This is a genomic window from Streptomyces camponoticapitis, from assembly GCF_014646115.1.
In the GTDB taxonomy this organism is placed as follows: Bacteria; Actinomycetota; Actinomycetes; order Streptomycetales; family Streptomycetaceae; genus Streptomyces; species Streptomyces camponoticapitis.
Map to the genome: position 1 here is coordinate 83,938 of NZ_BMMV01000026.1, position 22,011 is coordinate 105,948.

Here is a 22,011-nt window from a genome sequence, read left to right on the forward strand (position 1 = left end):
TGGCCCCTCCGGAGAGGGGCCATCATCCGTCCCCCGGGCTACCAGCGCGCTGTGGACAACGCCAGGTCGGCCATCCGGCCCGGCGAAGCGCCCTGGCCGACATGGCGTACCGGGTGGCCTACGCGCTGGTACCAGAACTTGAAGTCGCCGCTGACCTTCTCCGGAAGGTTTCCGTGGTTGGCCTGGAAGTACTTGTAATGGACGAAGTGGTTGGAGTTCATGCCCAGAGCCGATCGCGTCGTGACCCGGTCCGGAGACGGGAACTCGTCCACCGACAGCAGCGTCCAGTCCGTTCCCCCCGTTCCCTGCGGATTGTTCAGAGCCCAGGTCTTGAGGAAGGAGGAACCGCCGCGTTGGTCCTTGCACTGCCTCGTGCCGCAGAATCCGGTCCAGTTGTGTCCCTGATGGCCGGTGTCGAACGTCACCACGTCCTCAACCCACAGCGATTCCGGGAATCCGGCCTCCTGTCGCTGCACACCGGTCAGGGCCGCCCGGGCCACCAGCCCGCCCATGGAATGGGCGACGAGCTTCACCGGCCGGCCCTTGCTGGTGTAGTTGTCGTAAATGTGCCGAGCAAGCTGGCGCCCGAGTGTCCTGATGCTGACGCTCTGGTCCTTGGCGGCCAGTTTGACTTGGCAGTTCTTGTCGCCCTTGTAGTATCCGGCGTGGTGCACCGGCCCGTTCCAGCCCCAGTCCCGCATGGCTTTGGGGAGCTGCCCCCAGTAGGCCCGACAATTCACCGTCGGGTTCTCGTCCCTGGAATAGCCCTTGAGGTAGTACACCGCAGCGGACTTGCCGGCTACCCGCCGCGCCTCGGCCTGGGCCGTCCCGGGCGAATCACTGTGCGCGCCGCTTGCCAGGGCAGGGCTTGCCAAGAAGGCCAGGAGTAATGCCACGGCGGCCGACAAGACCGCCGAAGGCCGGGAAGATCCGCGGTACATACGCTGCTCCTTTGTTGGCGCTCACGCCACATCTGGATGGTCTCGGTCCTTCGGGTGGTCGATGCCACGCGGAGGCCGCCGAGTTCGAGGTTCTTCGACCTGGTGACCCCGCCGCCGCGCACCCCGCCCGTCCGCGGGGGCAGCGGTCAGGGCTGCGCCCACCAGAAGCTCCTTCGCGCGGGAGTCTCCCCTCCGGCGGGAGGACGCGGGGCATGGGCTCCGCTCAGCTGTTGATGCGGTCGGTCACGGCGACACTGCACTCGTCCGACCCGATCCCCGGTCCTGTCGTGCAGATCCAGAGAGTGATCTCCCCGTCCTCGCGCATGTCGTAGTTGCAGGTCTTGCTCACCGCGGGAAGGCTCACGCTGCAGGTGCCTGAGCGGCCGTAGTCCGTGTACCACTCGACCGAACTGGTGCGGCCCTCGTAGTGCTCGACCCAGATCTTGTCGCCGTAGCCGATGAATCCACCCTCGGCATATCCGTTGCCCACGACGGCATCGGCATAGGCGGAGGTCGAGAGCCACAGCACGGTCGCGGCGGCGACGCTCGCGGCCGCCGCGAACCTGGAAACGTTTCGCATCGAATCACCAATCCATTTGGCATCGCTCGTCCTTGAGGTCCGCGCCCATGGTGCAGAGGCGGTATTCGGGAAACCTTCGGAAAAGCTTGAATCCGTCTTGGCCCTCCGATCGGCGGCGCCCAGAGTGTGGCCGTAGGGGCCGGCGGAGTGACGCGGGGGGCGTGATGGAGACGTGGTTCGGGGTTCTGGGGGCCATCGTGGTGCGGCGCGACGGCGTGCCGGTCGACGCCGGGCACGCCGTGCAGCAACGGGTACTGGCGGCGCTGCTCGTCGACGCGGACCGGGCGGTGTCGGCCGACACGCTCGTGGACCGGGTCTGGGGAGATGCCGAGGCGACGACCGGCCGCACGAAGCTGTACGGATACGTCTCCAGGCTCAGACACGTACTGGCGGGCGCGGGCGCAACCCTCACGCGGGAGAGATACGGCTACCGGCTGGCCGTCGAGCCCGCCCTCGTAGACCTGCACCGCTTCCGGGAGCCGTCAGGCTCGGCCCGAAGAGCGGGCACCGACGACCAGGCCGAGGCGTACCTGCGTGAGGCCCTCGGTCTGTGGCGGGGCAGCGCCTTCGCCGGCGTCGACACCCCGTGGTTCAACGCGCAGCGGGATCTCCTCGACGGCGAGCGGCTGACCGCCGAACTGGAGCTGGTCGATGTCCGGTTGCGTCTGTCCCAGCACCACTGGCTGGTGGACGAGCTGCGCTCCCGGGCGGCCGCGCACCCGCTCGACGAGCGGGTTGTCGGGCAGCTGATGCTGGCTCTGTACCGGTGCGGACGGCAGGCAGAGGCCCTGGAGGGGTACGAGCGTGCCCGGCGGCGGCTCGCCGAAGAGCTCGGGGTCGACCCGGGTGCGGCACTGCGTCGCCTCCAGGAGCGAATCATCGCCGCCGACCCTGAGCTGGCCTTGGTCCGGGCCGGGGCGTCGCTCGCCCCCGAGCGGCCGGCCGACGAGGACGGCGCGGTGGTCTCTCCGGTGCACGCGACGGGAAGGCAGCCCGTCCCGCGTCTCCTGCCGGCGGACCTGTCGCTCTTCGTCGGCAGGGAAGCCGAACTGAGAGAGGTGCACCAGTTGTTCGACCGTGGTGCTGCCGGTCCGGTGACGCTGCTCGTCACCGGACCCGCGGGAGTGGGCAAGACGGCCTTCGCCGTTCGCAAGGGGCACCGGCTCGCCTCCCGCTTCCCCGACGGGCAGCTCCACGCCGACCTGCGAGGCTTCGGCGACGAGCCGGCCGAGCCGTTCACAGTCCTCGGTACCTTCCTCCGTGCCCTCGGCACGGTCGGCGGGAGTGTGCCCGCCGAGCTGGGTGAACGCGTTCACCTCTACCGCACCCTGCTGGCCCAGCGCCGGGTGCTCGTCGTCCTCGACAATGCGGCCGGTGCCGAGCAGGTGCGGGACCTCATGCCGAGCGGCGGGAGCTGCGGCACCCTGATCACCAGCCGGACGACCCTGTCCGGGGTGAGCGGGCGTCGCATCGTCCTCGGTGAACTGAGCTCGGTGACAGGGCTCGCCCTGCTCCGGGAGATGCTGGGCCCGACGCGGACCGGCGCGGAGCCGGACGCGGCCCGCTCCATCGTGGAGACCTGCGGCGGCCTGCCCCTCGCGGTGTGGGTCGCCGGTGCACGGCTGGCCGCACGACCGCACTGGCCGCTGGCGAAGGTCGCCGGCGCTCTCGCCGATGAGCAGCGCAAGCTGGACGAGCTGACCGTGGGCCACATCGCCGTACGGGCGAGTCTCGGGCTGACGTACCGGGGAATGGGCGCGGTCACGAAGCGCGCGCTGCGGATGCTGGCCCTGCTGCCGGGACCCGACTTCGCCGCGTGGGCGCTGTCCGCGTTGCTCGACGTGGGTCTGTCCGAGGCGGAGACGGTCCTCGACGACCTGGTCGAGGTGCACCTGGTCCAGACGGGTGCGGTCGCCGCGACCGGCATCCGGTACCAACTGCATGACCTGGTAAGATTGTTCGCTCGGGAGCGTGCGGAAGAGACCCTCTCGTACGAGGATCGCACGGCCGCGCTGGACCGGCTGCTCGGGGCGAGTCTGCACCTCACGGACCTCGCGGCGGACACTCTCAGCGTCGATTTCCAGGGCATCCCGCAGAAGGATCTGGCGTCCTGGCGGCTCGCTCGGGCCGACACCGACCATCTGCTGGCCGAGCCGCAGGCCTGGTTCGGCGACGAACGCCAGTTCCTCATCAGCGTGACCGAGCAGGCCCTGGACCGCGCGGAGAGTGCTCCGGCCGCCGGACTCGCCATCGCGCTCACCGCCTTCTTCCAGGTCGGCAGTCACTTCGACGACTGGGAGCGACTCCAGCGCCGGGCGCTGGAGACCGCGCTGAGCAGCGGCGACGAACGCAGCGCCGCGAAGGTCCACCGTTGCCTTGGCGAGCTCACGACCATCCTCGACTGGTACCCGGAAGCCCTGCACCACTTCCAACAGGCGTTGCTTCTTGCCGAAGGGCAGGGGCCGACGTACCGCGCCAGTGCGACGGCCGGGCTGGCGTATGTGCACCGACTGCTCGGACAGTACGACTCCGCCGTCCTCCACTTCGAAGCCGCTGTGGAGTTGGCCCGGTCGGCGGGCAACGTCAACTGTCTGGTGTACGCGACCAACGGCCTCGGCGTCATCGACCTGGAGCAGGGCCGTGTCGAGGCCGGGATGGCGCGTTTCACGGAGTGTCTGCGGGTCAGCAGGGTCGCGGGCTACCTGCCGGGGGAGGCCCAAGCCCTGCGCTGCCTCGGCCAGAGCCACCGAGCGCGCGGTGACTACCGGGGTGCCGCTGACGTATACCGGCAGGCGGCCGAGATCAGTGAACGCCTCGGCGACCGCCTCACCGCCACCCACGCCACCTGCTGGCTCGGCGACGTCCTGGTCCGGCTGGGCGAGCAGCACGAGGGGCGCCGCCTGCTGGCGCGGAGCCTGTGGACCTACCGCGAGTTCGGCAATCTGTGGGGTGAGGCGGCGACCCTGTACGCGCTCGCGGATGCGCAACTCGCGGCCGGACGACCGGCGTTCGCCCGTCGCCGCGCCGAAGCCGCCGTCGGCCTCTGGCGGCGCATCGGCTCCAGCGGCTGGCTGGCCGTCGGCCTCGACACGCTGGCCGAGGCGTACGCCATGGGAGGCGATCAGGAGTCCGCGCTGCGCGCTCGAGAGGAAGCCACCTCGCTGCGGCTGGAAGCTGATTGAGGAGTGCCGAGTCATCCGGCCGGGCGGTTGGCCCGGTCGCGGGGTGAGTCGGCGGTGCCGTGAACCGCGCACCACGAGGTAACTACGCACTTTTTTGTGCGTACTTGTGAGAGTTCCAGACCGCTACGAAAGTGAAGGAGAACGCATCCCACCACACGAAGAGGAGCACCTGTGGGCAGCACAGCGGTCTCGGTCATCGGTCTGGGCGAGATGGGGCGGGCGCTCGCCGGCGCTCTGGTCACGGCCGGTCACCCCACGACCGTATGGAATCGGAGCGCGGCCAGGGGCGACGAGCTGGTGGCACGTGGTGCGCTGCGAGCCGCGACGGTGGAGGAAGCGGTGGGCGCGAGCCCGCTGACGATTGTCTGCCTGCTGGACTACGACGTGACGGACGCGCTCCTCCGGCCCGCGGCCGGTGCGTTACGCGGCCGGACCCTGGTCAATCTCACCAACGGCACTCCCGCCCAGGCCCGGCGGACCGAAGCCTGGGCGACGGACCACGGCGCCGCGTATCTGGACGGCGGGATCATGGCGATTCCGCCGACCGTCGCGACCCCGCGGGCATTCATCCTCTACAGCGGTCAGAAGCGGCACTTCGAGGCACACAGGGAGTCCTTGGAGGTCCTGGGCGCGGCGGAGTACCTCGGCGCGGAGGTGGGGACAGCCGCGCTGTACGACCTGGCACTCCTGAGCGCGATGGACCACATGTTCAACGGCTTCTTCCACTCGGTCGCGATGGCCACGTCCCACAGGGAAGGCACGGCGGCGGGTTTCACACGGTTCCTGGTGCCCTGGCTGACGAACATGGCCCAGATGATGCCGACGTTCGCCGCCGACGTGGACTCGGACGCCGAGCCGTCCTTCACCCAGGGCCTCGACGTGGTGCTGAGCGGCGCACGCAACATGGCACAGGCATCCCGGGACGCGGGCGTACGCGCCGACTACTTCGAGCGCTCGGTGGCGGCGCTGGAACGGCAGTGCGCCGAGGGTCTGACCGTGTACTCCGCCCCGGAAGCGGTGCGAGATCTCAGGACGACCTCCGACTGAGGCGGATTCTCCCTCCGGCTTCCCGTCGTGCGGGGGGCGATCAAGTGGGGTGCGGGGGCGGGTGCCGCCGTCGCTATAGCCTGCGTACGTGACCTTGAGTGGACGTCGGAGCGAGTTGGCCGCGGTGGACCGGCTGCTCGACGGCGCGACGGCGGGGCGCGGCGGACACCTGGTCGTCAGTGGTCCGCGCGGCTCCGGCAGGACCGCACTCGTGGACGCCGCGGCCGAAGGGGCACGCGCCCGGGGGCTCACGGTGCTGCGCGCTGCCGGTACGGTCTCGGGGCACGCCGTGTGGGACGGCCTCGTCGAATGGCCTGAGCCTCCGCCTGGCCACCAGGGGCCCGGGGGAGCGCCTCGCCCCAAGGGGACGGATCCCCAGACGCCCCCTGTCGTACCGGCTGGCGCCGGTCCGCGGCTGCTGGTCGTCGACGACATCGACCGGGCAGGCCCGGCGGCGGTGGAGATCTACCGGCTTCTCGCCTTCCGGGCCGACCCCGGGACCGCGTTGCTCGTCACCACGGAGGAGCCCCTCGGGGCGCCGCCGGAGGTACGGCTCGGAGGGCTGACCGAGCAGGAACTCGCCGCCTTGGCGCCGGGGTTGTCCGTCGACGCGGTGCACGCCCTGTGGCTCGCGTCGGGTGGTCTCCCGGGCGCGGCCCTGACCCTCGCGGGCGATCTCGTCGGCCTTCCCGAGAGCACCGACCCCGTCCTCCACCTGGCACTGACGGCCAGGTCGGGGACCGGGTTCCTCGACATCGACGCGGGTCTGGTCCGGCTGCTGGAGACGGCGGCCGAGCGGCCCCTGAACCCCGTCGACCGCGCTCAGGTCCTGGCACGTCTGGCCCGGGAGTTGCTGGGCGACGCGTCGGCCGCCGGGCGCAGGCGCGCACTCGCCGACGAGGCCCTCGATCTGGCCCGCGCGGTCGGTGATCCCGGCTCGCTCGCCGGCGTCCTCGACTCCCGGCTGCACGCCCTGTGGGATCCGGCCGCCGCCGGCGAACGCCTCGCGACCGCGTCGGTGATCGTGGAGCAGGCGCGCCGCGCAGGCGACGCCGAGACCGAACTGAGGGGCGTGTTCTGGCGGTTCGTCGCGCTGATGGAGGTGGGTGAGACGGTGCGGGCCGAGGCCGCACTCATGGCGTACGCGCGTACCGCCGAGCACGTGGGCGACGCGGAGGCCGCCGTCGTCGTGTCGGCGCGCCAGGCGATGCTCGCGACAGTGCGCGGCCGGTTCGACGAGGCCGCCGTGCTCGCCCGGGAGGCCGCGGCGCGCGGGCGGCGGGTCGGCCTCCCGGACACGGAACGGCTGGCCGGCAGTCTGCGAAGTGCGGTCGCCGTGCTGCGGGGCGACGTCGCGGAGCTCGTGGATCCGTGGCAGGCCATGGCCCGGCGGCTCCCCGGGCACTTCTTCGAGGCGACGGCCGCGCGGCTGCTCGTGGAGGCGGGGCGGCCGGTCGAGGCGGGTCTCGAACTGGAGCGGTCACTTCCGGCAGTGTTGGCCGGATCAGGGCCGCGCTGGCTGGGCGCCGCGGCGGACCTGTCCGTGGTGGCTTCGCGTGTCGGCGACCCCGGGGCCGCGCTCGCACTGTACGAGGCGCTGACGCCGTACACGGGTCGGCTGGTCGTCTGGGGCGGTGCGAACACGGTCACCGGTGCCGTCGACGACTACCTCGGCCGGCTCGCCCTGCGACTCGGCCTCCTCGACGAGGCCGTGCGCCTGCTGAGCACCGCGATGGAGCTGGAGCGCAGGATCGGGGCGCTGCCGTGGCTGGCACACACGGCAGCCGCGCGCGCCGACGCCATGACGGCGCGCGGTGCCGCGGGGGACGGGCCGGCGGCCGAGGAGCACCGCTCCACGGCACGGTCCATCGCGGAGCGCCTCGGGCTCGACGGTCTCCTCGCGTCGCTCGCCCCGCCCGCCGACGACGGGCGCTTCGTGCGCGACGGGGACGACTGGCGGCTTCAGAGCGGCGCCGAGTCGGTCCGGCTGCGCGACACACGAGGCATGGAGTACCTCCGGACGCTCCTGGCGTCCCCCGGGCGGGAGATCGACGCTCTGGACCTCGTCGCGGGCGGCAAGGGGCTGCCGGCGCCGGCGAGCGACCCGGTGCTCGATGTGACGGGGCGGGCGGCGTATCAGCGGCATCTGCGGGTTCTCGACGAGCAGCTCGACGCAGCCGACCGGGCGGGCGACCCCGACCGCGCGCGGGCCGTCACGGCCGAGCGCACCAGGCTCCTCGCCGAACTCCGGCGGAATGCCGGGCTCGGCGGGCGCCCGCGCCCCAGGACCGACGAGGCGGAACGGGCGCGGGTCAACGCGACCAGGGCGCTGTGGACGGCGGTCGCCCGCATCGAGGCCGCGGCCCCGCTGGCAGGCGCCCACCTGCGTGCGTCCCTGCGCACCGGAAGCCGCTTCGTGTACCGGCCCGCCCCCGGCGGCCCCGCCCGGTGGATCGTCTGACCTGCGAGGACGGTCCCGGCGGCAGAGAATGGACGAGGCCGGCGGAGACGCGGCCGGACCTGATTCGGCGGCGCGGGGAGCGACGGGATGTGGGCGACGTACGTGACCTGGGTCACGTACGGGGTGTTCACCCTGAGGTTACGCCTCCCAGGCGGACACCTCGGAGAAGGGAACCTTCATGAACGGCACGCAGCACACCACCCTCGCCGGCCTCGCCGTCGACATCCACGGCACCTCCGACGCCCGGCGGCCCATCGTTCTGCTTCACGGCCTCTCCTACGACCGAAGGCAGTGGGGCCCGCTCCTGGACGAGCTGGACGCCGTGGATCCCGGCCGCCTCGTCCTCGCCGTCGATCTACCTGGCCACGGCGGGTCGGCCCGGCGCCCCACCTACCACCTGGACGAGGTGGCGGGGCAGGTGCACGAAGCCGCGACGGAGGCCGGGTTCGACACACCCGTCGTGGTCGGGCACTCCCTCGGCGGCGCCCTGGCCACCGTGTACGCGGCGGCCCATCCGGCGGTCGCCGTCGTCAACATCGACCAGCCCCTACTGGTAGGACCGTTCAGGGACGTGCTCCTCCAGGCGGAACCGGTACTGCGGAGCCCCGCGTTCGGGGAGGTCTGGGACATGATGCTCCAGGGCATGCGAACCGACCTGCTGCCGCCCGCCGCACGGGAACTGGCAAGCACCGCGACGACTCCCCGGCAGGACCTGCTCCTCGGGTACTGGGACGAGGTACTCACCACGCCGGCGGACGTCCTCGCCGAGGAGCGGACGCGCGACATGGGCGCCATCCGCGACCGCGGAATCGCCTACCACCACGTGAGCGGCGAGGAGTTGCCGGCGGCCTACCGCACATGGCTGGAGACGGTGCAGCCGGACGCCACCGTGACGGTGATCCCGGGCAGCGGCCACTTCCCGCACCTGGCACGCCCCAGGGAGGTGGCGAAGATCCTCGCCGCGTACTGATGACCCACCCCGGGACCCGGCGTCCGACGGCTCCCGCCCTCAGCGAGACCCCGTCCGGAGTCCAGCCGTTCCCGCGTGTTCCGTCACACGCGAGTCGGGGTGGTGAATCATCGTGGGGGAATGACAAACGCTGACATGCCGCCCTTTGGCGGGCGCCTGCTCATCGGCGCGACGGGCTCCGCCGCTGTCGCCATGCTTCCGGTCTACATCGGTGCCCTGCGCGGCGCGTTCACCGGAACCATCACCGTGCTGATGACGCATACCGCGACCACCTTCATCCCCCCGCACACCGTCGGGTTGTTCGCGGACCGGGTGGTGACGGGCACGGAACCGGCCGACTGGGCACGGGAGAACCAGGAGACCCTGGCTGCCGAACACGACCTGATGGCGTCCTGCCGGCCACCGCCAACACGCTGTCCGTCATCGCGACGGGCGCCGCGCCGAACATGCTGGCCACGGCGATCGCGGCCGCGGAATTCCCCGTGGTGTTCTCCCCGGTGATGGGCGGTGGGATGTGGCGGAAGCCTGCCGTCCGGCGCAACGTCGACCAGATGCGCCAGGATGGCTACCACGTCGTCGATCCGCAGTGGGGCCAGCGCTACGACGTCGCGCGCGGCGAGTTCATCGACAGCCCCATGCCTCCGGCGCCGCCCCGGTTCGTCGAAATGATCCGGGAGTTCATGCCGCAGCGGCGTTCGGAGGACGGCTGAGCGGTCCGGCCGTACGGCGGAAACCACCGCATTGACGAGTTGGCCGTACGAATGCCGGCCCCGGCGGCGGCCGTCCGGCGTTCCGCAGAGCGTGGTCAGCCGCCGGACACATCACGCTTCTCCAGTGGCCGTACCGCGGGCCCCTGGAGCACCGCACCGTCGACACCGAACCGCGAGCCGTGGCACGGGCACTCCCACGCGGTCTCGGCGTCGTTGAACGCCACCAGACACCCCAGATGCGTACAGCGGGCGGACACCGCTCGGGCTACCCCGTCCGCGTCCCGGTAGACGGCGCAGCGCCGCCCGCCCACGCGTACCACCGCGCCGCTGCCGGGCGGGATCTCCGCGACCGAGTCGACGTGCGTGGTCCGCAGGCGGTCGCCGACGAAATGCCGGCCGACCTCGACCTGCTGCTTCAGCAGGGCGGGCGCCTCCCGCACGGTGCTCTTCCAGCGCCTCGGGTCGTACAGACCGGCCCACGGCGGCTCGTGGCCGTCGATCAGCGCGGCCAGGAGCCCGCCGGCCATGACGCCACCGCTCATGCCCCAGCCACCGAAGCCGGTCGCCACGTACGTGTGGCGGGATCCGGCGTGGAAGGGACCCACGAGCGGCACGGTGTCGGAGGTCTCGTTGTCCTGGGCCGCCCAGCGGTAGGCGGTGTCACCGACCGGGAACCGGGCGCGCATCCAGGTGTCCAGCCGGCGGAATCCCCCGTGGGGGTCGCCGGTGCCGGGGGTGAAGCTCTCACCGGTGACGATCAGCAGGCGGTGGTCGTCGTCGAGCGGCGCGGTGCGTACCGACCGCTTTCCTTCCTCCTGCGTGATGTACATGCCGGTCGGCGCGATGCCCGCGGCGATCGGGGCGGCGATCACCAGTTCCCGGTGCGGGGACAGGCGCGCGAAGGCCAGCGCCCGGTCGAAGACCGGAAAGTGGGTGGCGACCACGACGTCGCCCGCCGTCACGGTGTGGCCCGACTCGACGGTCACCCGGCAGGGGGAGCCTTCCGACAGGCCGGTGGCACGGGTGCGTTCGAAGATCAGACCGCCACGGGCCCGGAGGTCGTCGGCGAGCGCGAGCAGGTACTTGCGGGGGTGGAACTGGGCCTGCCCGTCCACCCGCACGGCGCCGCTCACCTCGTACGGCAGATCGGTGCGCTCCACGTATGTCGCCGCGAGCCCGGCCGCCGCGGCTGCCTCCCGCTCGGCCTTCAGTCCGGGTACGGCCCCGGGGTCCACGGCGTAGGTGTAGGCGGGGGCGCGTTCCAGGTCGCAGTCGATACCGAGGGTGGCGACGATCTCGGCGACCCGTTCCACGGCGCCCTGCTGCGACTGGGCGTACAGCCGTGCGGACTCCTCGTCCCGGGTCCGGCGCAGCCGGTCGTAGACGAGGGTGTGCAGCGCGGACACCTTCGCGGTGGTGTAGCCGGTGACCCCGGCGGCGATCCGGTCGGCCTCCAGAACGGCGACCGTCCGGCCGGTACCGGCGAGTTCCCACGCCGTGCTGAGCCCGGCGATGCCGCCGCCCAGCACGGCCACGTCGACGGTGAGGTCCTTGGTGAGGGCCGGGTGGCGAGTGGCGTCGGCGGTGGTCGCCATCCAGAACGATTCGTCCGCTCCCGGCAGGGGCTGAGGGTCTGTCATGTCAGCCTTTCAAGAGGGTCAGGTCTCAGGAGAGAGGCATCTGGTACCCGCCCCCTGAGCCCCGAAGCACTCTAGGCCGTGACCTTCCCGTTCCGCGGGACCCCGGCCGGGCGGTTGCTTCGTACGGGCCCGGTCGAGAGCCGTTGAACGCGAGATTGGTTCGGCGGGTGTCGGCCGTACCGGCACGTCAGCGGATGTCGTGGTCGGGGTGGGTCTCGTCGTACGCGTGCCGTGCCCCGGCGATGACGGCGCGATGCGCGAGGGACCAGTCGGCGAGCGCCTTGACCAGGTGGGTCAGGCCGGCCCCGGTCTCGGTCAGGCGGTAGTCGACGTGGGCCGGGACGGTCGGGTACACGGTGCGCAGCACGAGGCCGTCACGTTCGAGCCGGCGCACGGTGAGGGTGAGCATGCGCTGGGAGATGCCGTCGATGGCGCGCTGGAGTTCACGGAAGCGACGTGGCCCGCCGGCCAGTTCGACGATCACGAGCACCGACCACTTGTCGCCGATGCGGTCCAGGACATCGCGGATGCCGCAGTCGGGGTGGTCCTCGCCTCCGCATGGGTCGAGGTCGGCGGGGGAGCTGGTTACCCCGGTGTGCGTGAGTGACATCAGACTGCCTTCTTGTGGCCGGTGGGCGTGCGGTCGAGGATCAAGCGTAGTTACTGATGAGAACCACGACGAAAGACTGCGACTGATCATGATTCTGGTGACCGGAGCGAACGGAAACCTCGGCTCGGCCACTCTCGCGGCGCTGCACGCCCGCGGTGCCGCTGCGACGGGCGGCAGCCGCACGCCGGGGGAGGGGATGCGGCGTCTCGACTTCGACGACCACCTGAGCCTCGACCTCGCCGGTGTGTCGGTCCTGGTGCTCGTCTCCGCCGGCTACGCCGAGGACGACCAGGTCGTCGCCCGGCACGCGGCGATCCTGGCCGCCGCCGTCCGTGACGGTGTCGGCCACGTCGTCTACACGAGCCTGACCACCGCCGGCGATCACCTCGCTTTCGCTCTCGCCCACCGTGCGACCGAGCGCCTGGTGCGGGCGAGCGGGTTGCCCTGGACGATCCTGCGCAACGGCCTGTACGCCGAGCTCTTCGGCGGTCTGCTGATGTGGGCCGGCAACGGTGTGGAGTCCGCCTTCGTGGAGTCCCCCTTCGGGGAGGGCGCCCTGGCCGCCGTCCCGCGAGAGGATCTGGCCGAGGCCGCGGCGGTGGTGGCATCGGATCCCGCACCTCATGGCGGGCGCGTCTACGAACTCGTCGGCACGCCGATCACGGCGGGACAGGTGGCCGACGCGATCGGCGTCGCGCATCGCCCCATCGGCCTCGGTGAGCACCGTCGCCGGCTGCTCGACGAGACGGCGGGGCTGCTGCCCTTCCAGCCGCCGATGCTGGCCTCGATAGCCACCGGGGTCCGGCACGGCTTCCTGGGCGGTACCGCACCCGACCTCACCGAGCTTCTTGGCCGGGCGGTCCGCGATCCACTGGCTGTGGCGGTCGCGGTCGCGTCCGCCGCCGGGCCGGAAGCGAAGTCCTAGCGAGGAGAGCGGTACGCGCTCGACGGCGGAAATGAGTCCTCCCCGCGATGGCGCCGGGAATGAGGCCCCGCCCCGCGCGGATGAACCGCTTGAAGAGGTTCGGCGGTGATCAGCACCCGCCGAGAAGCGCTCTCGGCCGGCTCTCACACGGCACGTGCACCCCGCCCGACAGCCGACAGGCGGCGGCCTCGCCGACCGCCTGCCACAGTGAGAGGTGTGCGGCCGTCCGCGCCGGGTACCCGGTGGCCGGCCCACTCGGGGCCCTTGACCAGGGCTGGAGGGCTGATGGCCGTACGACATCGATTGATCGAGTGGTCCGTGTCGGACGTCGGGGCGGTGCTCGCCGACGGGACGCGCGACGGCGACGGGGCGCTCGGACCGGGGCTCCGGAGAGGGGCCCGGCCGGAGGTCTCCGCCTCCTGCCACCCAGGGGGCGGCGTGCACGGAGCCAACGCTCCCCGTGCGCTCCGCCCGGCCTCCCGTGTGTCGCGCGGCCCGGACCCGTGGCCCGCGACGGGTGGGTTCCGCGCGGTGAGAAGCGCGCAGTCAACGGCTCCGGAGTCGGATCCGCGGTACCGCAGAGTGATGAGGTGAGTCCATGCTGGGTCTGCTCGGAACGTACGACCAGCAAGGCCGTGTGATGCTGCCGCGCGGCGTCTACGGGCCGCAGGGAGACACGTTGCTGCTCCGTGAAGCCCTGGAACGGGAGACGGTCGGCACCGGGTCGGCGGTCCTTGACGTCGGCACGGGCTCCGGATATCTCGCTCTCGCCGCGGCACGGCGGGGCGCGAGCGTGACAGCCGTGGACCGCACGCGCCGCGCCGTCCTCGCGACCCGGCTGAACGCCGCGCTCGCCGGGCTCCGGGTCGAGGCCGTCCGAGGTGATCTTCTCGCCCCCGCCGTCGGCAGGCGGTTTCACCTCATCCTCAGCAATCCGCCGTACGTACCCGCGCCGGACGCCGCCCTGCCCGTACGGGGCCCGGCCAGGGCGTGGGACGCCGGGCACGACGGCCGCCTGGTCGTCGACCGGCTGTGCGACGGGGCGGCGGGCCTGCTCCGGCCCGGCGGGGCGCTGCTGGTCGTTCACTCGGCGCTGTGCGGGGTACCCGCGACCCTGGAGCGAATGGAGCGCGCGGGTCTGCGGGCCGAGGTGACCGATCGCCGCTCCGTGCCCTTCGGCCCCGTACTGGCCTCGCGGAGGCAGTGGCTGCTGGCGCGCGGTCTGATCGCGCCCGATGACGAGAAGGAAGAGCTGGTGATCATCCGTGCCGAACGCGTCGAGTGACAGGTCCTGCCGCGTCACCCCGACACGGGACGGGCCGTTCCTGGTCCAGGGTCCCGTCGAGGTGACCCTGGACGACGGGAGGACGGTGCGGTCGGACCGGTTCACCGTGGCCCTGTGCGCCTGTCGACGCAGCCGGACCTATCCCTGGTGCGACACCAGTCACCGCCGCAGGGGCAGGGACTCCGGCGCGCCCCGGGACGGTTCGGGCCCTGTGCGCCGTTCGGGTGATGCGAGTGGGGAGGCCCACGAGTGAGGCCGGGAGAGCTGACCCATGCCGGGCTGAGCGGGCCCGTCCTGCCAACGGGTCGCGGCGAGTTCAGCGACGGAGTCCTCCGTGCGCTGCGTGGTCACCCCGAACGGGAGAGCCCTCTGCCGTCGGACGGCGCGGTCGGCAGGGCCGATCCGTACGGGGAGGACCTGCACCTGGCGCTGTACCTCTGCTACGAACTGCATTACCGCGGGTTCCGGGGCGTCGACCCCGCCTGGGAGTGGCACCCGGCACTGCTCGGTTTGCGGGCCGCTCTGGAACGCCGCTTCCTGGACGCGCTGCGCAGGGACACGGAAGACCGCCCCCACGGCGCTGACGAAGCGTTCGACCAGATCCTGGTCGAGCCGCTGCACGGCACGGGGCTTTCGTACTTCCTCCGGGACGAGGGGGAGCTGTGGCACCTGCGCGAGTACGCGGCCCAGCGTTCGCTCTACCACCTCAAGGAGGCCGATCCGCATGCCTGGGTGATCCCCCGGCTGCGAGGCAGGGCCAAGGCCGCCATGGTCGCGGTGGAGTTCGACGAGTACGGGGGCGGTGACGCGGACCGCATGCACTCGCGGCTGTTCGCGGACCTGATGACGGACCTTGGTCTGGACACGACGTACGGCCGGTACGTGGACGCCGCGACGGCGGAGATGCTGGCGAACGTCAACCTGATGTCGATGTTCGGGCTGCACCGCGCCCTGCGGGGCGCCCTGGTGGGGCACTTCGCCGCTGTGGAGGTAACCTCCTCGCCCGCCTCCCGCCGGCTGGCCGAGGCGATGCGGCGGGCGGACGCGGGAGAGGCGGCGGTCCACTTCTACGCCGAGCATGTGGAGGCCGACGCCGTCCACGAACAGGTGGTACGCCGGGAGGTCGTCGGCGGGCTGCTGGAGGACGAGCCGTGGCTGGAGGCGGACATCGCCTTCGGCGTCGCGGCCACCGATCTGCTGGACGCCCGCATCGGGGAGCGGACACTCGCCGCCTGGCAAGACGGCCGGTCGAGCCTGCGGACACCGCTGTGACGGCTCGCGGACGCATGTGATCCTGTGCGGCCAGGTCGCCGGGCAGTGCGTGCTCCACTCCGCGCTGGACGCGCCCATCCGCCACCTCCGGGTGACCGTGCCCGAGGACGCCCTGGCGCACATCCACTTCTGACTTCCCGTCCGCGGAGGACGAAGCCGAGGACAACGCGGCCCTGAACGCGCCTGGGAACTCGACCGGTTGGGAGCCCCATCGCCCCGGCCACCCTTCCGGCGTACCGGCGCCCGACAGCGCGAAACGGTGCCGCGTCTGCGATCGGGCCGTCTGCGCCGCTCCGCTCAAGATGCGGCCCGGTCGAAGACCGACAGACTTGTGATCATGGCAGAGCAACGTCGTACGCGGACCCGGTCCGCTTCCCCGCCCCGAGGCCGGAGTACGGCCACGGCCGCGGATCCCAGGGGGGCCGCCAGCGCCGCGGCCGAGGAGCTCGAAGGGCTGATCGGCCACCGCCCGGAGGGCGTGTCGGCCGTGCGGCGTACCGACGACGGGTGGCGTGCGGTCGTCGACGTTCTCGAAGTGCCTCGGATCCCGGACACGACGAGTCTGCTCGCCGCGTACGAGGTGCTGCTGGACCAGGACGGGGCGCTTGTGGAGTACCGCCGGCTGCGGCGCTACCGACGCGGGTCCGCCGACCAGTGACCGGCGACCGGTCGACCGCGGTGACCCGGCTTCCATACCGCTGAGAGGACTCTCCCGATGCCCACGACGACCACGTATTCGGACGAGGCGCTGTGTCCGCCCCGCGCCGGCACGCTCTACGACGTACTGGAGCTCATTCTCGACCGCGGCATGGTGATCGACGTGTTCCTCCGGGTCTCCCTGGTCGGCATCGAGATCCTCAAGATTGACGTGCGGATCGTCGTCGCGAGTGTGGACACCTATCTGCGCTTCGCCGAGGCGTGCAACCGCCTCGACCTGGAGCGTGACTCCCGCAGCACCACCGTTCCCGAACTACTCGGAGGGGGCGCGGCCCGGAAGGTCGGCAAGCGCAAGGTCAAGAACGCCGCCGAGTCCGTGGGCGACACCGTACGCAAGGCCGTCGGCGGTCGCGGCGACGACGACCAGGAAGACGACGAGCGGGACGACGATATGCGGGACTACGACGAGGACGACGAGTCGGAGGAGTACGAGGAGCAGGAGGAGAAGACACGGCCCCGCCGGCGGACGCCCTCACGCTCCGGCGGTCCCGCCCGCCGCTCGGTGAGGACCCGGTGATGACGAGCGGAAATGTGTACGTCTACGCGATCGTTCCCGCCGGTACCGTGCTGCCGGCGGACTGCGCCGGGGTGGACGACCCGCCCGCCGTGGTGCGTGTCGTCGAGGAAGGCCCGGTCGCCGCGGTCGTCAGTGCGTCGCCGCTCAAGTTGCGGGCTCGCCGACGGGACCTCATCGCCCACCAGGAGTTGCTGACGCGGCTCTCGGAGGACGGACCGGTGATTCCGATGCGTTTCGGGATGGTCGCGCCGGACGAAGAGGCGGTCCGCAGGCAATTGTCCGGCTCTCGCGCGACCCATCTCGCCGTGCTGCACCAACTGGACGGCAGGGTCGAGGTCAATGTGAAGGTGCTGACCGCTCCCGACGCGCTCGGAGCCCTCGTCGAACAGGACGAGAGGGTCCGCGGCCTTCGTGAAGCGGCGCGGGTGAGGCCGGGCCACGAGGCGAATCTACGGCTGGGTGAAGCCGTTGCCGCGGCCCTGGCCCAACGGGCGGCCGCCGCCGGTCGGCGGGTTCTGGACGAACTCTCGTCCCTGGCGCACGCCGTGGCCGCGGGCCCGGAAGTCCGGGGTTGCGAGCTCAACGCGTCCTTCCTGGTCGGGCGGGACGAGTACGCCGTGTTCCGGGCGTCCGCCGAACGGCTGGCGGCGCACTGGCGGGAGCACGCGGAGCTTCGGGTGGCCGGTCCACTGCCGTGCTACAGCTTCGTCGCGGCAGAAGGCGCTCCCGCTCCGGCCGAGGTCTGAGATGGGTCTGATCACCGGGCTTCTCACGCTCCCCCTGGCGCCGGTCCACGGGGTGGTGTGGGTGGCGGATCAGCTCTACGGCGCGGCGGACCGCGAACTGAACGACCCCGGCGTTCTGCGGGCGCAACTGGCCGCTCTGAACCAGGAGTTCGAGGACGGGCAGCTGAGCGCCGAGGAGTTCGAGCGAGAAGAGGAACGGCTCCTCGACCGGCTGCACGACTCCGGGGGAGCCGGTCATGGCCGGCTCGCGGATTCCTCCCAAGTCACCGAGGCGCAGCGGGAGCCGGAGGACGAAGAGGCCGAGACGGACGACGGCCATGCCGAGGACGAGAAGGACTGAGGCCCACCATGACAGACATCGACTTCAGGCAGGGACCGCAAGATTCGTATCCCGTCCCCGGACCGGGCAGCAGCAGTCTCGCCGACATCCTCGAACGCGTCCTGGACAAAGGCATCGTGATCGCGGGCGACATCAAGATCGACCTGTTGGACATCGAACTGCTCACCATTCGTCTCCGGCTCTTCGTCGCCTCGGTCGACACGGCGAAGAAGGCCGGGATCGACTGGTGGGAGACCGATCCCGCGCTCAGCTCCAAGGCGTCCCGCAACGCCCTGGAGGACGAGAACCGCGATCTGCGCCGACGGCTGGAGTGTCTTGAGTCCGGCGAGGGAGAGAGAACAGCACCCGAAAGCCTCACGGAGGATTCAGCCGGATGAGCGACCTCGTAACCGCCGCCCCTCAGGACACCACCACGGCGACCTACGTCTTCGCCGTCAGCCGCACCGTGGACCCCTCCGTGCTGGCCGGACTGCCGGGGATGGAGGAAGGTGCCCCCGTCCATGTCCTGCCGTGCGGCCGGCTCACCGCCGTCGTCCAGGCCGTCACGGCGGCACACTTCACCGAGGAGGCATGGCAGGCGCGGCTCTCGGACCCCGCGGAACTCGAACGGTGCGCCCGCGCCCACCACGCGGTGGTCAGCGCGGCCGCGACCTGCGGCCCCACAGTCCCCTTGCCCCTCGCGACCCTGTACCGCGGTGACAGCCGCGTACGGCAGGCGATGGCGGACGAGGCAGACCGGTTCACGTCGGTCCTCGACCGCATCGCCGGGCATGTCGAGTGGGGGGTGAAGGTGTACGCGGCCCCCGCCCCGTCCGGTCCCGAACCCGACGTCGCCGGTGCGGACACGGCCGTGAAAGGCGCCGGGCTGGCCTACCTGAACCGCAAACGCGGGCTTCAGCAGCGGCGCCATCACCGTCACGAGGAGGCGCTGCGCGCCGCCGAGGCGGTGGACGCGGAACTGCGCGAGTTCGCGGCTGCCTCACGCCGGCTGCGCCCGCACGGCCAGGAGGCGTCCGGGCGAAGACGCGTCCAGGTTCTCAACGCCGCCTATCTCGTGGCGGAAGGCTCCGCCGCCGAACTGACCGAGCTGACCGGCCTCCTGGAGGCTCGCACAGGAGCGGAGATCGAGATCTCCGGCCCCTGGGTGCCGTATTCCTTCGTGGGCGGGGCGTAGCCGTGACCACACGTCAGCCCGTTCCGTGGGACAACCCCGAACCCCTGACCGGCCCCATCGGCGTCCCGCTGGTCGATCTCCTGGACCGTGTCATGGCGACCGGTGTGGTGATCAGCGGGGATCTCATCATCGCCATCGCCGACGTACCGCTCATCCGGCTCTCGCTGCACGCCCTGCTCTCGTCCGTCAGTGAACGCGTACCGGCTCCCTGGGCGGACGGAGGCCCGCTGTGACCACGACACGCCTGGATCTGGACCGCGAACAGATGGGCCGCGACCTCGTCGCCCTCGTCCTCACCGTCGTCGAACTCCTGCGCCAGCTGATGGAGAGACAGGCGATCCGCCGGGTCGAACAGGGTGACCTCAGCGAGGAACAGGTCGAGGAGATCGGCACGACACTGATGCTGCTGGACGAGCGCATGACGGAACTGTGCGACCGGCACGGCGTACGCCCCGAGGACCTCAACCTCGACCTCGGACCCCTCGGCTCACTCCTGCCGCGCGACTGAGACACGACAGTCGCCGACCGCCCGTTCCCGCCTTGAGGCCGCGAACGCCCGACAGGCGGGCCGCCCCCGGGCGAGCCACTTCCGCACCGCAGGGCCCTGCACCGGCGACCGACTCGAAGCCCTACAAAACGTGCCAAAATGGTCGTATAAATCTTCTCCGCCGACGTCGCGGGCCACGTTGCCGGTGGCGAGTTGTCGGCGGGGCGGCAGGGCCTGGCCTGCGACAGGAGAGGTCGTATTGGGCGTGCATGAGAAAGAAGGTGCCGCGGGGGAGGCGTGGGCGGTTCTGGACCGCGAGGTGCTCCGTACGGCGACAGCCGTACGGTCCCACCTCGCGAGTGTGTATCTGCACGCGCCCGGAAACGCCGTGAGCATGGCGGTGGGCATCGGAATGGCCGCCCGCATGGCGTGGCCGTGGTGGCGCTGGGCACTGGCGTCGGAGGTCCCGGTGGCCGAGGCGGTCCGCGAGTGCCACCCGGTGTGGGTCGGCGGTCAGCAGGAGATGGCGGAGCGCTACCCCCGCGCATCACTGGCGTTCCCGTTCCCGGCGTCCATGTACGTCGCCCCGCTGGTCCTCGACGGCATCTGCTGGGGAGCGTTTCTGCTGGTGTGGCCGGCCGACCGGACCTCTGCGCCGTCCGGGCAGGAGGAACGCGAGATCAGTGGCTCGTGCCTCCGTATGGCCGAGGCGCTGCGCCGGGCCGACGAATCCGGTGAGACGCTGCGCCCTGCGGACGAACCTCGCTCGTTGCCGCTGCCACCGCCCTTGCACAGTGACCCGGGGCTGGAGCTTCTCGAACGCCTGCCCGGCGGGATCCTCGGGCTCGATCTGGAAGGCCGTGTGACCTTCGTGGACGCCGCCGCCGGTGAACTGCTTGAGCGTGAGACCGAAGGACTGCTGGGCATACCCATCTGGGAGATGTTGTCCTGGCTGTGGGACCCGGCCGCCGAGAACGCCTATCTGTTCGCCACCGTCAGCCAGCTTCCCACGAACTTCACCGGCCAGCGGCCCGACGGCAGGCGGCTGGCGTTCGTTCTGCACCCCGGGGAAACCGGGGTCACCATGCAGATCGGGGCCGCCGAGGTCGCTCCCGAAGGGGAACAGAGCCTTCGTGCTCCGCCCGTCTCCGTCCCCGCCCACAGCCTGTTCCGCCTTCTGCACCTGATCTCCGCGCTGGCGGAGGCCACCGGCGTCCAGGAGGTCGCGGAGTCCCTCGTCGAGCAGATGGTGCCGGTCCTCAACGCACAAGGGCTGCTGCTGCTCATCGCGGACGAGGGCCGCATCCGCGTCGTCGTCGCCCACGGCTTCCCGTCGGCGATCACCGAACACATGCGCGATCTTCCGCTGAGTGCCGGCACGGAGGGAGTGCAGACCCTTGAAACGGGAGTCGCCAGATTCCACACGGACAACACCGCGCTTCGTCGGGACTTTCCGGACATCGAGAGACACTCGTCGATGAGTGCGTACGCGTTCCTGCCACTGACGGTCACCGGGCGCACCATCGGAACCTGCGTACTCGGATACGACCGCCCGCGCCAGTTCCCACCGGAGGAGCGCGCCGAGCTGACCTCGCTCAGCTGGATGGTCGCCCAGGCGTTGGAGCGCGCCCGGCTCCACGACGTCAGCGCACGGGCCGCGCGGGGCCTTCAGGTGGGACTGCTGCCGCGGACACTGCCGACCGTGGAGGGCCTGGAGGTTGCCGCCCGCTACCGCGCGGCAACCCACACGCTCGACGTCGGCGGTGACTTCTACGACCTGATCCGGACCGGCGAGGACAGCGTGACCGCCGTCATCGGTGACGTGCAGGGACACAGTGCTTCCGCGGCCGCCCTGATGGGCCAGGTCCGCGCCGCCGTACACACTCACGTACAGGCGGGCGCCCCACCCGACGAGGTCCTCTTTCGTGTCAACCGCCTCCTGACGGACTTCGGCGGGGACCTCTTCGCGAGCTGCGTCTGCGCCCACCTCGACCTCTCCCGGCGCCGCGCCCTGGTGGCCACGGCGGGCCACCCGGCGCCGATCCTCAGCCTTCCCGAGGAAGGCACGCGGATCTTGGACCTGCCGGAGGGGCTGCTGCTCGGCATCGACCCGGACGTGTACTACCGCTCCGCCGAGGTCCCGCTGCCGCCCGAAAGCCTGCTCGTTCTGTACACCGACGGACTCATCGAGCGGCCCGGCATCGACATGGGATCAGCGATGAGGGACCTCGCGGACCACGTCGCGCAGATACCGTCCGGCCCACTCGAAGGGCTGTGCGAGAACCTGCTCTCACGGTCGGACGACACGCCACGAGAGGGACGCGGCGACGACGTGGCGCTTCTCCTGCTCCGACCTGGCGACTCCAGGGCGTTGATTCCATGAGCGAGCGAGGACTTGCCGCCGGCC

The 22,011-nt window shown here is 71.3% G+C and carries 21 protein-coding genes and 2 pseudogenes; 19 read left to right on the plus strand and 4 right to left on the minus strand.

Annotated elements, in window-relative coordinates; genetic code table 11:
• Positions 1–38 precede the first annotated feature (38 nt).
• The gene (locus IEY79_RS30705; protein ID WP_229701254.1) at positions 39–941 is read right to left on the minus strand and encodes an esterase/lipase family protein; all 903 of its coding nucleotides are present in this window, start codon (positions 939–941) and stop codon (positions 39–41) included.
• A gap of 223 nt (positions 942–1,164) precedes the next feature.
• A complete protein-coding gene (locus IEY79_RS30710; protein ID WP_189110907.1) occupies positions 1,165–1,521 on the minus strand; it encodes a hypothetical protein in 357 nt (118 codons plus the stop codon).
• Between the two features lie 164 nt (positions 1,522–1,685).
• Between IEY79_RS30710 and IEY79_RS30715 the strand changes: the two genes are divergently transcribed.
• The 5 genes from IEY79_RS30715 (at position 1,686) to IEY79_RS37610 (ending at position 9,891) form a co-directional block, all read left to right on the plus strand.
• On the plus strand, positions 1,686–4,703 hold the full coding sequence (locus IEY79_RS30715; protein WP_189110908.1) for an AfsR/SARP family transcriptional regulator: 3,018 nt from the start codon (positions 1,686–1,688) through the stop codon (positions 4,701–4,703).
• A 171-nt stretch (positions 4,704–4,874) separates the two neighbouring features.
• Positions 4,875–5,750 (plus strand): NAD(P)-dependent oxidoreductase, encoded by an 876-nt coding sequence (locus IEY79_RS30720; RefSeq protein WP_229701255.1) that lies wholly within the window; start codon positions 4,875–4,877, stop codon positions 5,748–5,750.
• 88 nt (positions 5,751–5,838) lie between these two features.
• On the plus strand, positions 5,839–8,211 hold the full coding sequence (locus IEY79_RS30725; protein ID WP_189110909.1) for an ATP-binding protein: 2,373 nt from the start codon (positions 5,839–5,841) through the stop codon (positions 8,209–8,211).
• 178 nt (positions 8,212–8,389) lie between these two features.
• Entirely contained in the window at positions 8,390–9,181 is a 792-nt protein-coding gene (locus IEY79_RS30730) for an alpha/beta fold hydrolase (RefSeq protein WP_189110910.1), read from the plus strand.
• A 446-nt stretch (positions 9,182–9,627) separates the two neighbouring features.
• Positions 9,628–9,891, plus strand: a complete 264-nt coding sequence (locus IEY79_RS37610; protein WP_229701256.1) for a flavoprotein — start codon at positions 9,628–9,630, stop codon at positions 9,889–9,891.
• Between the two features lie 95 nt (positions 9,892–9,986).
• On the opposite strand, the gene IEY79_RS30740 is transcribed toward IEY79_RS37610, so the two are convergent.
• Both IEY79_RS30740 and IEY79_RS30745 read right to left on the minus strand, forming a co-directional pair.
• Complete coding sequence (locus IEY79_RS30740) at positions 9,987–11,531, minus strand: FAD-dependent oxidoreductase (protein ID WP_189110911.1); 1,545 nt, start codon at positions 11,529–11,531, stop codon at positions 9,987–9,989.
• A gap of 187 nt (positions 11,532–11,718) precedes the next feature.
• Positions 11,719–12,141, minus strand: a complete 423-nt coding sequence (locus tag IEY79_RS30745; RefSeq protein WP_189110912.1) for a winged helix-turn-helix transcriptional regulator — start codon at positions 12,139–12,141, stop codon at positions 11,719–11,721.
• Between the two features lie 88 nt (positions 12,142–12,229).
• Between IEY79_RS30745 and IEY79_RS30750 the strand changes: the two genes are divergently transcribed.
• The 14 genes and pseudogenes from IEY79_RS30750 (at position 12,230) to IEY79_RS30815 (ending at position 21,987) form a co-directional block, all read left to right on the plus strand.
• The gene (locus tag IEY79_RS30750; protein WP_189110913.1) at positions 12,230–13,066 is read left to right on the plus strand and encodes an NAD(P)H-binding protein; all 837 of its coding nucleotides are present in this window, start codon (positions 12,230–12,232) and stop codon (positions 13,064–13,066) included.
• A 598-nt stretch (positions 13,067–13,664) separates the two neighbouring features.
• Entirely contained in the window at positions 13,665–14,351 is a 687-nt protein-coding gene (locus IEY79_RS30755; protein ID WP_189110914.1) for a HemK2/MTQ2 family protein methyltransferase, read from the plus strand.
• The gene (locus tag IEY79_RS30760; protein WP_189110915.1) at positions 14,332–14,604 is read left to right on the plus strand and encodes a CDGSH iron-sulfur domain-containing protein; all 273 of its coding nucleotides are present in this window, start codon (positions 14,332–14,334) and stop codon (positions 14,602–14,604) included. Before IEY79_RS30755 ends, IEY79_RS30760 begins: the two co-directional genes overlap by 20 nt.
• Positions 14,601–15,623, plus strand: coding sequence for an iron-containing redox enzyme family protein (locus tag IEY79_RS30765; protein WP_373292663.1), 1,023 nt, complete (start codon positions 14,601–14,603; stop codon positions 15,621–15,623). The genes IEY79_RS30760 and IEY79_RS30765 overlap by 4 nt, the downstream gene beginning before the upstream one ends.
• Positions 15,624–15,636: 13 nt before the next feature.
• Positions 15,637–15,750: pseudogene (locus tag IEY79_RS30770) on the plus strand (cysteine hydrolase); the annotation flags it as partial.
• A 210-nt stretch (positions 15,751–15,960) separates the two neighbouring features.
• Entirely contained in the window at positions 15,961–16,281 is a 321-nt protein-coding gene (gene gvpO / locus IEY79_RS30775) for a gas vesicle protein GvpO (RefSeq protein ID WP_189110916.1), read from the plus strand.
• A 57-nt stretch (positions 16,282–16,338) separates the two neighbouring features.
• The gene (gvpJ, locus tag IEY79_RS30780) at positions 16,339–16,857 is read left to right on the plus strand and encodes a gas vesicle protein GvpJ (protein WP_189110917.1); all 519 of its coding nucleotides are present in this window, start codon (positions 16,339–16,341) and stop codon (positions 16,855–16,857) included.
• Complete coding sequence (locus IEY79_RS30785) at positions 16,857–17,603, plus strand: GvpL/GvpF family gas vesicle protein (protein WP_189110918.1); 747 nt, start codon at positions 16,857–16,859, stop codon at positions 17,601–17,603. The genes gvpJ and IEY79_RS30785 overlap by 1 nt, the downstream gene beginning before the upstream one ends.
• 1 nt (position 17,604) lies before the next feature.
• Positions 17,605–17,820, plus strand: a pseudogene (locus IEY79_RS37615) (gas vesicle protein GvpG); the annotation flags it as partial.
• 131 nt (positions 17,821–17,951) lie between these two features.
• Entirely contained in the window at positions 17,952–18,320 is a 369-nt protein-coding gene (locus IEY79_RS30795; RefSeq protein WP_189110920.1) for a gas vesicle protein, read from the plus strand.
• A complete protein-coding gene (locus tag IEY79_RS30800; RefSeq protein WP_189110921.1) occupies positions 18,317–19,117 on the plus strand; it encodes a GvpL/GvpF family gas vesicle protein in 801 nt (266 codons plus the stop codon). Before IEY79_RS30795 ends, IEY79_RS30800 begins: the two co-directional genes overlap by 4 nt.
• Positions 19,118–19,119: 2 nt before the next feature.
• Positions 19,120–19,350 carry a gas vesicle protein gene (locus IEY79_RS30805; protein ID WP_189110922.1) on the plus strand — a complete coding sequence of 77 codons (231 nt, stop codon included), beginning with the start codon at positions 19,120–19,122 and terminating at the stop codon, positions 19,348–19,350.
• Positions 19,347–19,625, plus strand: a complete 279-nt coding sequence (locus tag IEY79_RS30810; RefSeq protein ID WP_189110923.1) for a gas vesicle protein K — start codon at positions 19,347–19,349, stop codon at positions 19,623–19,625. Before IEY79_RS30805 ends, IEY79_RS30810 begins: the two co-directional genes overlap by 4 nt.
• A 244-nt stretch (positions 19,626–19,869) precedes the next feature.
• A complete protein-coding gene (locus IEY79_RS30815; RefSeq protein WP_189110924.1) occupies positions 19,870–21,987 on the plus strand; it encodes a SpoIIE family protein phosphatase in 2,118 nt (705 codons plus the stop codon).
• Positions 21,988–22,011 lie beyond the last annotated feature (24 nt).

Excerpts from the sequence above, each read along its gene's own strand:
- IEY79_RS30705 (WP_229701254.1), bottom strand. The coding sequence starts at position 941 with ATGTACCGCGGATCTTCCCGGCCTTCGGCGGTCTTGTCGGCCGCCGTG.
- IEY79_RS30710 (WP_189110907.1), bottom strand. The coding sequence starts at position 1,521 with ATGCGAAACGTTTCCAGGTTCGCGGCGGCCGCGAGCGTCGCCGCCGCG.
- IEY79_RS30715 (WP_189110908.1), top strand. The coding sequence starts at position 1,686 with ATGGAGACGTGGTTCGGGGTTCTGGGGGCCATCGTGGTGCGGCGCGAC.
- IEY79_RS30730 (WP_189110910.1), top strand. The coding sequence starts at position 8,390 with ATGAACGGCACGCAGCACACCACCCTCGCCGGCCTCGCCGTCGACATC.
- IEY79_RS37610 (WP_229701256.1), top strand. The coding sequence starts at position 9,628 with ATGCTGGCCACGGCGATCGCGGCCGCGGAATTCCCCGTGGTGTTCTCC.
- IEY79_RS30740 (WP_189110911.1), bottom strand. The coding sequence starts at position 11,531 with ATGACAGACCCTCAGCCCCTGCCGGGAGCGGACGAATCGTTCTGGATG.
- IEY79_RS30745 (WP_189110912.1), bottom strand. The coding sequence starts at position 12,141 with ATGTCACTCACGCACACCGGGGTAACCAGCTCCCCCGCCGACCTCGAC.
- IEY79_RS30750 (WP_189110913.1), top strand. The coding sequence starts at position 12,230 with ATGATTCTGGTGACCGGAGCGAACGGAAACCTCGGCTCGGCCACTCTC.
- IEY79_RS30755 (WP_189110914.1), top strand. The coding sequence starts at position 13,665 with ATGCTGGGTCTGCTCGGAACGTACGACCAGCAAGGCCGTGTGATGCTG.
- gvpO (WP_189110916.1), top strand. The coding sequence starts at position 15,961 with ATGGCAGAGCAACGTCGTACGCGGACCCGGTCCGCTTCCCCGCCCCGA.
- gvpJ (WP_189110917.1), top strand. The coding sequence starts at position 16,339 with ATGCCCACGACGACCACGTATTCGGACGAGGCGCTGTGTCCGCCCCGC.
- IEY79_RS30785 (WP_189110918.1), top strand. The coding sequence starts at position 16,857 with ATGACGAGCGGAAATGTGTACGTCTACGCGATCGTTCCCGCCGGTACC.
- IEY79_RS30795 (WP_189110920.1), top strand. The coding sequence starts at position 17,952 with ATGACAGACATCGACTTCAGGCAGGGACCGCAAGATTCGTATCCCGTC.
- IEY79_RS30800 (WP_189110921.1), top strand. The coding sequence starts at position 18,317 with ATGAGCGACCTCGTAACCGCCGCCCCTCAGGACACCACCACGGCGACC.